The 13,289-nt window shown below is 55.5% G+C and carries 12 protein-coding genes and 5 tRNA genes; 1 reads left to right on the top strand and 16 read right to left on the bottom strand.

Annotated features, from left to right (window positions below; all coding sequences use genetic code 11):
* Positions 1-142 precede the first annotated feature (142 nt).
* Entirely contained in the window at positions 143-1,798 is a 1,656-nt protein-coding gene (leuA, locus tag ACTJJA_RS19035; RefSeq protein WP_440668932.1) for a 2-isopropylmalate synthase, read from the top strand.
* Here leuA and ACTJJA_RS19030 read toward each other — a convergent pair.
* The 16 genes from ACTJJA_RS19030 to ACTJJA_RS18955 all read right to left on the bottom strand — a co-directional run bounded on the left by ACTJJA_RS19030 (position 1,785) and on the right by ACTJJA_RS18955 (position 13,287).
* Positions 1,785-2,549, bottom strand: a complete 765-nt coding sequence (locus ACTJJA_RS19030) for an AraC family transcriptional regulator (RefSeq protein ID WP_440668931.1) — start codon at positions 2,547-2,549, stop codon at positions 1,785-1,787. The two genes, leuA and ACTJJA_RS19030, sit on opposite strands and share 14 nt — an antisense overlap.
* Positions 2,550-2,603: 54 nt before the next feature.
* Positions 2,604-3,119 carry an S-ribosylhomocysteine lyase gene (gene luxS / locus ACTJJA_RS19025; RefSeq protein WP_010434381.1) on the bottom strand — a complete coding sequence of 172 codons (516 nt, stop codon included), beginning with the start codon at positions 3,117-3,119 and terminating at the stop codon, positions 2,604-2,606.
* A gap of 154 nt (positions 3,120-3,273) precedes the next feature.
* The gene (gene gshA, locus ACTJJA_RS19020) at positions 3,274-4,818 is read right to left on the bottom strand and encodes a glutamate--cysteine ligase (protein ID WP_440668930.1); all 1,545 of its coding nucleotides are present in this window, start codon (positions 4,816-4,818) and stop codon (positions 3,274-3,276) included.
* A gap of 83 nt (positions 4,819-4,901) precedes the next feature.
* On the bottom strand, positions 4,902-5,330 hold the full coding sequence (locus ACTJJA_RS19015) for a YqaA family protein (protein ID WP_008499541.1): 429 nt from the start codon (positions 5,328-5,330) through the stop codon (positions 4,902-4,904).
* Entirely contained in the window at positions 5,327-5,893 is a 567-nt protein-coding gene (gene yqaB, locus ACTJJA_RS19010) for a fructose-1-phosphate/6-phosphogluconate phosphatase (protein ID WP_120159325.1), read from the bottom strand. The genes ACTJJA_RS19015 and yqaB overlap by 4 nt, the downstream gene beginning before the upstream one ends.
* A 117-nt stretch (positions 5,894-6,010) precedes the next feature.
* A tRNA-Arg gene (locus ACTJJA_RS19005) sits at positions 6,011-6,087 on the bottom strand.
* 28 nt (positions 6,088-6,115) lie between these two features.
* Positions 6,116-6,192: transfer RNA gene (locus ACTJJA_RS19000), tRNA-Arg, on the bottom strand.
* A gap of 29 nt (positions 6,193-6,221) precedes the next feature.
* Positions 6,222-6,298, bottom strand: a tRNA-Arg gene (locus ACTJJA_RS18995).
* Positions 6,299-6,362: 64 nt separating this feature from the next.
* A tRNA-Arg gene (locus tag ACTJJA_RS18990) sits at positions 6,363-6,439 on the bottom strand.
* A 4-nt stretch (positions 6,440-6,443) separates the two neighbouring features.
* Positions 6,444-6,536, bottom strand: a tRNA-Ser gene (locus tag ACTJJA_RS18985).
* Between the two features lie 342 nt (positions 6,537-6,878).
* Positions 6,879-7,064: a carbon storage regulator CsrA gene (csrA, locus tag ACTJJA_RS18980; protein WP_000906486.1), complete on the bottom strand. Its 186-nt coding sequence runs from the start codon at positions 7,062-7,064 to the stop codon at positions 6,879-6,881.
* Between the two features lie 241 nt (positions 7,065-7,305).
* A complete protein-coding gene (alaS, locus tag ACTJJA_RS18975) occupies positions 7,306-9,933 on the bottom strand; it encodes an alanine--tRNA ligase (protein WP_440668929.1) in 2,628 nt (875 codons plus the stop codon).
* A gap of 131 nt (positions 9,934-10,064) precedes the next feature.
* Positions 10,065-10,565 (bottom strand): recombination regulator RecX, encoded by a 501-nt coding sequence (gene recX, locus ACTJJA_RS18970; RefSeq protein ID WP_042713545.1) that lies wholly within the window; start codon positions 10,563-10,565, stop codon positions 10,065-10,067.
* Between the two features lie 68 nt (positions 10,566-10,633).
* Positions 10,634-11,692 carry a recombinase RecA gene (recA, locus tag ACTJJA_RS18965; RefSeq protein WP_212474277.1) on the bottom strand — a complete coding sequence of 353 codons (1,059 nt, stop codon included), beginning with the start codon at positions 11,690-11,692 and terminating at the stop codon, positions 10,634-10,636.
* Positions 11,693-11,781: 89 nt separating this feature from the next.
* Positions 11,782-12,279, bottom strand: a complete 498-nt coding sequence (gene pncC / locus ACTJJA_RS18960) for a nicotinamide-nucleotide amidase (RefSeq protein WP_440668928.1) — start codon at positions 12,277-12,279, stop codon at positions 11,782-11,784.
* A gap of 129 nt (positions 12,280-12,408) precedes the next feature.
* Complete coding sequence (locus ACTJJA_RS18955) at positions 12,409-13,287, bottom strand: metal ABC transporter substrate-binding protein (RefSeq protein WP_440668953.1); 879 nt, start codon at positions 13,285-13,287, stop codon at positions 12,409-12,411.
* Between the last annotated feature and the right edge of the window lie 2 nt (positions 13,288-13,289).

Genomic DNA, 13,289 nt, shown 5'->3' with positions numbered 1-13,289 from the left:
ATGCCCGTAGGCCCGGTAAGGCGTAGCCGCCACCGGGCAACAATCGCCACCGATGTCCAGTACGCGACAGCGATTGTCAGTTTCGATAAAGCAGCGCGCCTGAAATCGATTCACGATAGTGAAAAGACAACAGGAGCGCATCATGCTGAACACACCCGCCGACAAGTACCAACCCTATCCCACGCTTTCCCTGCCCGACCGCCGCTGGCCGGAGCAACGCATCACCCGCGCGCCGCGCTGGCTCTCAACCGACTTACGCGACGGCAACCAGGCGCTTGCCGAGCCGATGGACAGCGCACGCAAGCTGCAGTTCTGGAACCTGCTGCTGGGCTGCGGATTCAAAGAGATTGAGGTGGCCTTTCCGTCCGCCTCCCAGACCGACTTCAATTTTGTGCGTCAGCTGATTGAAGAAAACCGCATTCCCGATGACGTCACGATTCAGGTGTTAACCCAGGCGCGGGAAGATCTCATCCGTCGCACTTTTGAATCCCTGCGCGGTGCGAAACAGGCGACCGTCCATCTGTATAACGCCACCGCCCCGCTGTTCCGCCGCCTGGTGTTCGGCATGGAGAAAGCGCAAGTCGTCGAGCTGGCAACGCGCGCCACGCGCCTTATTCGTCAGCTGTGTGAAGAGAATCCGGATACCCGCTGGCAGTACGAGTACTCCCCGGAGACCTTCTGCTTTACCGAACCGGCGTTTGCGCTGGAGATTTGTGAAGCGGTGGCGGAGATCTGGCAGCCGTGCGATGCGCGGCCAATGGTGATTAATTTACCCGCTACCGTCGAAGTGAGCACGCCTAACGTCTACGCCGATCAGATCGAGTATTTCTGCCGCCACTTCAGCCGCCGCCGCGATGTCTGCATCAGCGTGCATCCGCATAACGACCGCGGCACCGGCGTCGCCAGCGCGGAGCTGGCCATGATGGCAGGCGCAGATCGCGTGGAGGGCTGCCTGTTTGGCAACGGTGAGCGCACGGGCAACGTCTGCCTGGTGACGCTGGCGATGAATCTTTACAGCCAGGGCGTTAGCCCGAATCTGGACTTTAGCGATATGAACCGGGTGGTGGAAGTGGTGGAAGCCTGTAACCAGCTGCCTGTGCACCCGCGCCATCCGTGGGCGGGGCGGCTGGCGTATACCGCCTTCTCCGGCTCGCACCAGGACGCGATCAAAAAAGGCTTTGATGCCCGTCAGCCTGGCGAGCGCTGGGAGATGCCCTATCTGCCCGTCGATCCGCAGGATATCGGCTGTACCTATGAAGCGGTGATCCGCGTGAACAGCCAGTCGGGCAAAAGCGGCAGCGCGTGGCTCATCGAACAGAACCATGGCCTGAAATTACCCCGCGCCCTGCAGCAGGATTTTAGCCAGCACGTGCAGCAGGAAACCGATCGCCACGGAAAAGAGATGACGCAGAATGCGCTGTGGCAGCTGTTCCGCACCCGCTACGGCCTGATAGCGACACCGCAGTATGCGCTGCAATCCTACCGCAGCGACAGCCAGCAGGATGGCCAACTGCACTTAACGGCAAGCGTCACCACGCAGGGAGGAACGCGCCAGCTGGAGGGTCAGGGTAATGGTCTGCTTTCTGCCGCCGCTCAGGGCTTAAGCCGCTGGGTCAACGCCCCGTTCGTGATTAAGGATTACCACGAGCATACGTTAGGCGAACGCAGCGACAGCCGCTCGGTAGCCTACATCCGCTGCCTGTTCCAGGACGGCAGCAGCCACTGGGGCGTGGGCATTGACAGCGACGTGGCGCGCGCGTCGCTTCAGGCGCTGTTCAACGCCGTCAGTCGTTCTTAAAGTAATCGCTGGGTGAAGTTCCCATCACCCGGCGGAACATCGCTGTAAAGGCGCTGTGACTGCCGTAACCCAGATCCAGCGCCACACGCAGCACCGGCTGACCCTGCGCCAGCCGCACTAAGGCTTCCAGCAGGCGCGCCCTTCTCACCCACTCACCGTAGCTTAATCCCGTTTGCTGCTGAAAATGGCGGTTCAGGGTACGCTCGCTCATCCCTACCAGGCTCGCTGCCTGCGCGCTGCTCCAGCTTTCCCCCGCGTTTTGCCGGATTTGCAGACACAGATGACGTAATGCTTCACTTTCTGGCTCCGGCAGATAAAACGGCAATGCCGGCATCATGCGGATTTCATCGAGGATCAGCTCATAGACACGTTCATCCCGGCTGCCGGGTGAGTACGATTCAGGTAAAGCAAGGGAGACGAGGATCAGCTCGCGCAACAGCGGCGTGATCTGCACGATCTGGCAGGTGGCCGGGAGATCGGCGCGCGCCAGCGGATCGATAAACAGCGTGCGGGCTGCGACATTGCCGGTGATTCGAAGAGAGTGCTGTGTCCCCGCAGGGAGCCAGACGCCGCGACCGGGTGGCACCACCCAGCAGCCGGATGCGGTATCGACCCGCACCACGCCAGTCAGGCTGTGCAACAGCTGAGCGCAGTCGTGCTGGTGCCACGGCTCGCTGTCGCCGTGAACGTAATCATGGGCAAACGGAACGAGGGGGCGATGGGTAAAGGAGAAAGTAGAGGTTGTGGTCATGGGGTTAAACCACCCTCACCCTACCCTCTCCCTGAGGGAGAGGGAAAAGGTGCACTAGATGTGCAGTTCCTGCAGTTTTTCTTTTGGCAGGGCCAGCTCGTCGTTGCTGTTCACGCGAACGTCACGCTCGATGATGTGGCGCGCGATTTCCTGCGCTTCTTCCAGAGAGTGCATCTGGTAAGTCCCGCACTGATAAACGTTCAGCTCAGGGATCTGGTTCTGCTCTTTCACCTTCAGCACGTCTTCCATCGCCGCTTTCCACGCATCTGCAACGCGCGTCTCGTCAGGCACACCAATCAGGCTCATGTAGAAACCGGTACGGCAGCCCATCGGAGAGATATCGATGATCTCAACGCCGTTGCCGTTCAGGTGGTCGCGCATGAAACCGGCGAACAGGTGCTCCAGCGTGTGAATGCCTTTCTCCGGCATCACTTCTTTATTTGGCACGCAGAAACGCAGATCGAAAACGGTGATCGTGTCGCCGTGCGGGGTGTGCATGGTCTTCGCCACGCGGACTGCAGGTGCTTCCATACGGGTATGGTCGACAGTAAAGCTATCTAATAACGGCATACGTCACCTCCGATAGTGATTTTTTTTAAAATAAACTGAACTCTTCTACAGAATGCGCGTCTGAGTATATGAAAGACGCGCATTTGTTATCATCATCCCTGAATTCAGAGATGTATATTTTGGCCACAGCGATGTGGCCTTTTTCTTTTTCAGCTCAAGCCTGCTTCGCCAGAAACGCCTCAAACGACTCGGTATCCGCCGCTTCAACCTCTTTCTGACGCATGACGGACGCATCGCGTTCCGCCACAAAATCCGCTTCGCTCAGCACTTCTAACGGCTCCTGCATCAGCATCTCACGGTACTCCGCTGAGAGTGAACGCCCCGTGCCGCCAATGCCCTGATCAATCATAGAACGCAGAATGCGTGCTGAGAACGTCAGTTCAGGATTATCAAAGCTTTCAACCAGCTGGTCGCAAACGGCCTGATACGCTTCACCACCGTATACGCTGTCCATCGTCTGGGCCACGCGCTTCAGGTCGTGGAACAGATCTTTACCCACCTTAGCGAGCGGGAACTGTGCCGTTTCACAGCCGATGCCTAACGTCAGGCCAGGCTTGCGCCCTTCCAGAATCACGCGATTCCAGTTGGTGCGGGTACAAAGCAGTTCGTCTGAACTCATTTCCGGCGCATCCGCCAGCACGCACCAGACCATAAACAGATCGAGGAAGCGAACCTGCTGCTCGTCGACGCCAATCGGCGAGAACGGGTTGATATCCAGCGAGCGTACTTCAATGTATTCAATCCCGCCGCGCTGCAGCGCGTCCGACGGCGTTTCACCGCTGCGGGTAACGCGTTTTGGACGAATCGGCGCATACAGCTCGTTTTCAATCTGCAGCACATTACTGTTGATTTGCAGGCGCTTGCCGTCTTTTTCGAGGCCGATTTTCTCGTACTCTTCCGACGGGGTTTTGATCGCCCGCTTCAATCCTGCCACATACTCGTGCAAATCGTTAAACGTAATACCGAGATTGCTTTGCGATTTATTGGTATAGCCAAGGTCGCTCAGGCGCAGAGAGGTCGCGTACGGCAGGTAATACATTCCGCACTCGGTCTTCTCGAACGGCAGCGTGGTCGGTTTTCCCTGCAGGAAGGAAGAACAGATCGCCGGAGAGGCACCAAACAGATACGGAATGATCCAGCCAAAACGATAGTAGTTGCGGATCAGGCGGAAGTAGCCCGCTGAGATCGCGTCTTTATCGGTTTCGCCGCATTTTGCCTGCCAGAACGCCATTGGCAGTGAGAAGTTGTAATGCACGCCTGAAATCGTCTGCATTAACGCGCCGTAGCGGTTTTTCAACCCTTCGCGATACAGCGTCTTCAGTTGACCGATATTGGACGTGCCGTATTGTGCCAGCTCAATCTCCTGCCCCTGCTCGATATAGCACGGCATGCTGAGCGGCCACATGCGCTCATCGCCCATGTTACGGGCAGTAAAGCGATGAATGTCACGCAAAATGGAAAGCATATGATCAACATCACCTTCCACCGGCGTGATGAACTCCAGCAGCGCCTCAGCAAAATCGGTTGTGATCCATTTATGTGTCAGCGCCGAGCCTAACGCCTTCGGGTGACCCGTCGTCGCTAAGCTACCGTCCGCGTTAACGCGCAGCGTTTCACGCTCAAGACCACGCTGAATACCCTTCAGAGCCTGAGGGTGGTTTTCCAGCCAGGCCAGCGCCTGAGATACGTCCGGGATCAAATTGACCTCCCGCCTGTCAAAGTAATGTTACTCAGCATAATTGTAATGGTTGACGATTGAAGGTCGCGTATTCATTCCACCAATTAGTGCCACCACGTCATACCCTGTAGTGTTGCCCACGCCACGAGAACATAGCGCAACGCCTTGCCAAGGCACAAAAAAAAGAGCACCGGTCCCCAGGAGATGCGCATCCATCCCGCCAGCAGACACAGTAAATCGCCTATTACAGGCATCCAGCTTAATAACAGCGTGGCAGCGCCATAGCGTTTTAGCCAGCCGACTGCCTTTTCCTGCCAGCGCGACTTTTCGCGCAGCGGAAAGAAACGCCCAAGAATAACGTTAGTCAGCCCCCCAAGGCTATTACCCATTGTTGCTATTAATACGAGCAACCAGGGCTGACTCACGCCGGACAACAGCATCGCCACCAGTACCACTTCCGAATTTCCCGGTAACAGCGTGGCGCTTAAAAAACTGCTGGCGAATAATGAGGCGAGTGACAGCGCGTCACTCACAGTAAGCGCACATCCACCGCGTCCATTCCGGCATCACGCGCGGCCTGGATACCGAAATCGGCATCTTCAAACACAACGCATTTTGCCGCCGGGACGCCCATTAACTCTGCACAGAGCAGGAAGGTGTCCGGTGCGGGCTTGTGATGTTTAACATGATCGGCGGCAACTACGGCAGAAAAATAGTGGCGAAGGCCAAGATGGTTGAGTAATGCTTCAGCAATCGCACTTTCGCTGCCTGTTCCTACCGACATCGGGCGACGCCCGTGCCACTCTTTTACCACGTCAATCAGCGGCAGAGGGCGTACGGTATCTAAAAGCATGGCTTTGACCGCATCGGTTTTTTCACGTGCGAGCAGGTGCGGGTCGAGATCGGCCTGATTCAGTTCAATCACGGCCTGCGCAATACGCCAGGTGGGGGATCCGTTGAGGGCAATCATCGCCTGAAGGTCGAAACGCATACCGTAGCGGCCCAGAACGTCAGTCCAGGCTTTACGATGCGTAGGTTCGGTATCCAGGAGAGTGCCATCCATATCGAAGATCAAACCGTCATACTGTGCGTACATCGTGCTCTCGCTAACCGATTAACAAAGCATTACTTTATCGTAAATGGTGGTTTTTGTCGCTGATTGAGAGTGTGATTGCTGACAGAACGTCGAAGGAATAAACAAAGAAAGGGAAGATGGTGCATCCGGGAGGATTCGAACCTCCGACCGCTCGGTTCGTAGCCGAGTACTCTATCCAGCTGAGCTACGGATGCATCGGGAAATGCTTTTAGAAACAGTAAATGGTGCATCCGGGAGGATTCGAACCTCCGACCGCTCGGTTCGTAGCCGAGTACTCTATCCAGCTGAGCTACGGATGCATCAGGGAACTGCTTTCAGAAATAGTAAATGGTGCATCCGGGAGGATTCGAACCTCCGACCGCTCGGTTCGTAGCCGAGTACTCTATCCAGCTGAGCTACGGATGCATCGGGATTTACTACTGTACTGCTCGATATTCATATCACTTCTAAAGCAATATGAAGTAATAGATGGTGCATCCGGGAGGATTCGAACCTCCGACCGCTCGGTTCGTAGCCGAGTACTCTATCCAGCTGAGCTACGGATGCAAAATGGCGGTGAGGCGGGGATTCGAACCCCGGATGCAGCTTTTGACCGCATACTCCCTTAGCAGGGGAGCGCCTTCAGCCTCTCGGCCACCTCACCACACAACGCCTCTTTCGAGTGCTTCGAGCAACTCGTTAAGAGCTTCTCGTCGCTGCGTGGCGCATATATTACTTTCTGGGACTTATAAGTCAAACAATTTTCCACAACCTTTTATCGTTTGCACAAATCGCACGCAATTCGCATGTAAAAGCCGCAAAGAGGGTGTTTTATAAGCGGATTTTGCAGACATCTTCACAGAAAACTCTTGTGAGAAACACGCAGTCAGGGCGAGATAAGAGTGAAGGAGTGGTTAAAAACAGAGCGATTGAAATAGAACGGTAACTTTATGCAGGAAAAATGGCAGGAGGGTTGCGTCTCGCCCGACAGCGAGACGCGACAATATCAGTAACTGGACTGCTGGGATTTTTCAGCCTGGATACGCTGGTAGATCTCTTCACGGTGGACAGATACTTCTTTAGGAGCGTTAACACCAATACGTACCTGGTTACCCTTTACCCCTAAAACTGTCACGGTGACCTCATCCCCAATCATGAGGGTCTCACCAACTCGACGAGTCAGAATCAGCATTCTTTGCTCCTTGAAAGATTAAAAGAGTCGGGTCTCTTGTATCCCGGCATTATCCATCATATAACGCCAAAAAGTAAGCGATGACAAACACGTAAAGTGTAAGCAGTCACGGCATCACATTCTGTTAAACGTAAGTTTAGCCGATATACACAAACTCAACCTGACTTTATCGTTATCGATAGCGCAGTGAACAAGACGCCATAACGTTACCGCTATGGCGTCTGCTTGTGCTTTGTAGTTATTACAGTTTCGCGCTTACCCAGCTTTCAACGCTGGCCAATGCCGCAGGAAGTGCCGCCGCATCCGTACCACCGGCTTGCGCCATGTCCGGACGACCGCCACCTTTGCCACCCACCTGCTGGGCGACCATACCAATCAGCTCCCCTGCTTTGACGCGGTCGGTCACATCCTTAGAGACGCCCGCAATCAGAGAAACCTTACCTTCTGCCACTGTCGCCAGCACGATAACGGTAGAACCAAGCTGGTTCTTGAGATCGTCGACCATAGTGCGCAGCATCTTAGGCTCAACGCCCGCCAGATCGCTGACCAGCAGTTTGACGCCCTTAATGTCTACAGCCTTGCTGGAGAGGTTTGCACTCTCCTGCGCCGCAGCCTGCTCTTTCAGCTGCTGCAGCTCTTTTTCCAGCTGACGCGTGCGATCCAGCGCAACGCGCACTTTCTCGCCCAGGTTCTGGCTATCGCCTTTCAGCAGCTGCGCGATGTCGTGCAACTGATCGCTCTGCGCATGCAGGCTGGCGATTGCGCCTTCACCGGTCACCGCTTCAATACGACGCACACCTGCCGCCGTACCTGATTCGGAAACAATGCGGAACAGGCCGATGTCGCCGGTGCGCGATGCGTGCGTACCGCCACACAGCTCGGTAGAGAAGTCGCCCATGCTCAGCACGCGAACATGGTCGTCATATTTCTCGCCAAACAGCGCCATCGCACCTTTTTTCTTCGCGTCCTCGAGCTCCATGATGTGGGTCTCGATTGGCAGGTTGCGACGGATCTGCGCGTTCACCAGATCTTCCACCGCGCGGATTTCAGACGGTTTCATCGCTTCAAAATGCGAGAAGTCGAAACGCAGCACTTTGTCGTTAACCAGAGAACCTTTCTGTGCAACGTGGGTACCCAGCACGTCGCGCAGGGCAGCGTGCATCAGGTGGGTTGCAGAGTGGTTCAGACGAATGCGCGCGCGGCGTGCTTCATCAACGTTAGCCTGTACGCCCTCGCCCACTTTCAGAGAACCGGAAACCAGTTTGCCCTGGTGACCAATCGCCTGACCGTATTTCTGGGTGTCGCTAACGCTGAAGCTAAAGCCGTTGCCTTTCAGCTCGCCCTTATCGCCAACCTGGCCGCCGGATTCCGCGTAGAACGGCGTTTTGTCCAGAATCACAACCGCATCCTGACCCGCGCTGATGCTGTCCACGGCTTTACCGTCAACAAACAGGGCGGTCACTTTGCCGGTCAGTTCCAGTGCTTCATAGCCTTTGAATTCTGATGCGCTATCAACGCGGATCATCGCGTTATAGTCTGCGCCGAAACCGCTGGATTCACGCGCACGACGACGCTGTTCTTCCATCGCGGTTTCGAAGCCCGCTTCGTCAACTTTGATGTTGCGCTCGCGGCAGACGTCTGCCGTCAGGTCAACAGGGAAGCCGTAGGTGTCGTACAGGCGGAAAGCGGTTTCGCCATCCAGCGTGTCGCCTTTAAGCTTCGCCAGCTCTTCGTCCAGCAGCGCCAGACCGCGCTCAAGCGTACGCGCAAACTGCTCTTCTTCGGTTTTCAGGACCTGTTCGACCTGCGCCTGCTGGCGTTTCAGCTCATCACCGGCAGCCCCCATCACGCCAATCAGTGGCCCAACGAGTTTATAGAAGAAGGTGTCCTTCGCGCCCAGCATGTTGCCGTGACGAATGGCACGACGAATGATACGACGCAGCACGTAGCCACGGTTTTCATTCGACGGGATAACGCCATCGGCAATCAGGAACGCGCAGGAACGAATGTGGTCTGCGATAACGCGCAGCGATTTGTTGCTGAGGTCGGTCGCACCGGTCACTTCCGCGACGGACTTGATCAGCGTGCTGAACAGGTCGATGTCATAGTTGGAGTTAACGTGCTGCAGCACTGCGGCAATACGTTCCAGACCCATACCGGTATCAACGGACGGCTTCGGCAGCGGCTCCATGGTACCGTCAGCCTGACGGTTGAACTGCATGAAGACGATGTTCCAGATCTCAATGTAGCGGTCGCCATCTTCTTCAGCGCTTCCCGGAGGGCCGCCCCAGATGTGGTCGCCGTGGTCGTAGAAGATCTCGGTGCACGGACCGCAAGGACCGGTATCACCCATCTGCCAGAAGTTGTCAGACGCATAAGGTGCGCCTTTATTATCGCCGATGCGAATAATACGTTCGCGCGGGATACCGACTTCTTTTTCCCAGATTTCGAACGCTTCGTCATCGGTTTCGTAAACGGTAACCCACAGACGTTCTTTCGGCAGGTTGAACCAGTTTTCACCGGTCAGCAGTTCCCATGCGTACTGGATAGCATCGTGTTTGAAGTAGTCGCCGAAGCTGAAGTTACCCAGCATTTCGAAGAAAGTATGGTGACGCGCGGTGTAACCGACGTTTTCCAGGTCGTTGTGTTTACCGCCCGCACGCACGCAACGCTGTGAGGTTGTGGCGCGGGAATAATTACGCTTGTCGAGACCAAGGAAAACATCCTTGAACTGGTTCATCCCGGCGTTGGTAAACAGCAGAGTCGGATCATTGTTCGGTACCAGGGAGCTGCTGGCAACAACCTGGTGTCCCTTACTATGGAAAAAGTCGAGAAACGCCTGACGGATCTCAGCGGTGCTCTTGCTCATAATTATCCTGAAATCAAGCTAACGAAATGTCGCAGCAGGTCTGTATCGGTAAACCGTTGGACAGACCAGCTACTGGAAAAAGTGGGAATAAGATAAGTTTTCTTGGGTGGGAAGTAAAATCCCGCATGCGTTCAATCGGCAAAATTACGCCAGATATCCTGAATATCTTCCATCAGAAAGCCGCGGTAGAGCAAAAAGCGTTGGATTTTGACTTTTTCTGAAAATTCACGCGGCAGCGGTTCGCCGTATTTCCGAATCGCCTGTTCTTTTGCCAACTCGCACCAGTCGGTATCGCATTCGCGCATCGCTTTTTCAATCGATTCACGGGCAACCCCTTTCTGGTTCAGCTCCTGCCGAATGCGCGCGGGCCCGTATCCTTTGCGGCCACGGCTGGCGAGAAAGCGTGAAGCAAAGCGCTCGTCGTCAAGATAGTGATGCTCATAGCACCAGGCGATCACGCGGTCATAATCTTCTGCTGAAGCATCAATCTCTTCCGGTCCGTTTTTGCTCATCACGGGTGCTGACAGTTTTCGCCGTAGCTCTTGTTCGCTGTGGTCACGCACGGCAAGGATGCGCACCGCGCGGTCCAGTAAGCGTGCATACGCGGGTCGACGTGATGTGGATTCACTCATAAAAAACCTGCAGATTCAGAAATGCAAAAAGGGCCGCATCAGCAGCCCTTCATCTTTACACGAGAAACTTAAAAGTCTTCGTTGGTTTCTTCAGCATCCGCGGCGTCCACCACGAAATCAGGTTTGGAGTCCTGGTTATTCAGCAGAAGCTCACGCACCTTCTTCTCAATCTCTTTCGCTGCAGCCGGGTTCTCTTTCAGCCAGGAGATCGCATTCGCTTTACCCTGACCAATCTTGTCACCGTTGTAGCTGTACCATGCGCCCGCTTTTTCAATCAGCTTTTCTTTCACGCCCAGGTCAACCAGCTCGCCGTGGAAGTTGATGCCTTCGCCGTAGAGGATCTGGAACTCAGCCTGTTTAAACGGCGCGGCGATTTTATTCTTCACAACCTTCACGCGGGTTTCGCTACCGACCACGTTCTCGCCCTCTTTCACCGCGCCGATACGGCGGATATCCAGACGGACAGAGGCGTAGAATTTCAGGGCGTTACCACCGGTAGTGGTTTCCGGGTTACCAAACATCACACCAATTTTCATACGGATCTGGTTGATGAAGATCAGCAGCGTGTTGGACTGCTTCAGGTTACCGGCCAGCTTACGCATCGCCTGGCTCATCATACGTGCTGCGAGGCCCATGTGAGAGTCACCGATTTCACCTTCGATTTCCGCTTTTGGCGTCAGTGCCGCAACGGAGTCGACGATGATCACGTCAACCGCACCAGAACGCGCCAGCGCGTCACAAATTTCCAGTGCCTGCTCGCCGGTATCCGGCTGGGAACACAGCAGGTTGTCGATATCAACACCCAGTTTACGGGCATAGACAGGGTCCAGCGCGTGCTCAGCATCGATAAACGCACAGGTTTTACCTTCGCGCTGCGCCGCTGCAACAACCTGCAGGGTCAGGGTGGTTTTACCCGAGGATTCCGGTCCGTAGATTTCTACGATACGGCCCATCGGCAAACCGCCAGCGCCCAGTGCGATATCCAGAGAAAGCGAACCGGTGGAGATAGTTTCCACGTCCATGGAACGGTCTTCACCCAGGCGCATGATGGAGCCTTTACCGAATTGCTTTTCGATCTGGCCCAGTGCTGCCGCCAACGCTTTCTGTTTGTTCTCGTCGATAGCCATTATTACTCCTGTCATGCCGGGAGAAGCGACTGCGCTTCACCGTGGATTTCTGTTCTGTTGGTGCAATTATACTGTATGGTCATACAGTATCAAGTATTTTGTAGAAATTGTTGCCAGAGCGTTTTCAATGCGTATTCCGTTGCCTGGCGACGTACGCTTTCGCGGTCGCCGCTGAAGCACTCCCGGCGGGTGATCCCCTCGCCTTTGGCGGTGGCAAAACCAAACCAGACGGTGCCGACAGGCTTCACGTCGCTGCCGCCGTCCGGGCCTGCGATGCCGCTTATGGAAATCGAGTAATCTGCCCGCGCCTCTTTCAGCGCGCCAATGGCCATCTCAATCACCACCGGTTCGCTCACCGCGCCATGCTGTTCGAGTGTCGATTCACGCACGCCAATCATCTGTGCTTTAGCTTCGTTACTGTAGGTCACAAAACCGCGTTCAAACCAGGCGGAACTCCCGGCAATGTCGGTAATCACTTTGGCAACCCAACCGCCAGTACAGGACTCTGCCGTTGTGAGGGTCGCACCACGCTGTTTAAGCGCCAACCCTACCACTTCGCTAAGCTGCATCAATTCATGGTCAGTCATTCTCGCTCCAGGCTTCGGAAAAACGTGCTGCACAAGATAGCACTTTCTCGTTAGATATGGGGATGCGCTTGCGGTTTTACGAGGGAGCTTCAAAAAAAAGCCGATGCAGGCGCACCGGCTCTGGGCATGTTATTTCATGCTGTTCGCAATCGTATCGACATTGTGACGAAACGCCTTAACGTAGGTGTCTGCTACGCCGCCTTTTGACGACAGTGCTTCCGGGTAGAGTTCGCCGCCCGGCTGCGCACCCGTGGCGCTGGCAATCTGTTTCACCAGTCGCGGGTCAAGCTGGTTTTCCATAAACCAGGTTTTTACGCCGTCGGCTTTAATCTGATTAATGATCTCAGCCACCTGCGCCGCACTGGCCTCGCTCTCTGACGACAGCCCCTGCGGGGCCATAAACGTTACGCCGTAGGCGCGGCTGAAATAGCCGAACGCATCATGGCTGGTCAGCACCTTGCGCTTATCCTTCGGGATCGCGCTAAAACGCGTTTTGGTCCAGCTATCCAGCTGGTTAAGCTGTGCGACATACGTTTTTCCGGAAGCTTCCAGCGCAGCTTTATCTTCCGGGTCAGCTTTCACCAGCCCGTCCAGAATATTTTGTGCATACAGCGCCCCGTTCGCCGCGCTGTTCCACGCGTGCGGATCGGTCACGGTTTTGCCTTCTTCCTCAAGCGTGTGGGTTTTCACTCCGGTCGACGCCACCACCAGTTGGCCTTTAAATCCTGAGGCCTTCACCAGCCGGTCGAGCCAGCCCTCCAGCCCCAGACCGTTAACCACCACCACATCGGCCTTATTCAGCGCCGCGCTGTCTTTCGGTGACGGTTCGAAGGTATGCGGGTCGCCGTCCGGCCCTACCAGCGTCGTCACTTTCACGTGGTCGCCTCCCACTTCCTGAGCCATGTCACCCAATATTGAAAAACTGGTCACCACGTTGAGCGTTTTCGCCATCACACCGTGCGACATCATCCCCAGCGCGAGCGCCACAGCTAACCCTGTACGTTTCATCA

Origin of the sequence: Enterobacter sp. 22452, from assembly GCF_052045065.1 — a bacterium.
Classification (GTDB): Bacteria; Pseudomonadota; Gammaproteobacteria; order Enterobacterales; family Enterobacteriaceae; genus Enterobacter; species Enterobacter mori.
Note: the sequence above shows the minus strand (reverse complement) of the source record. Positions and strands in the feature narration are given on the sequence as shown.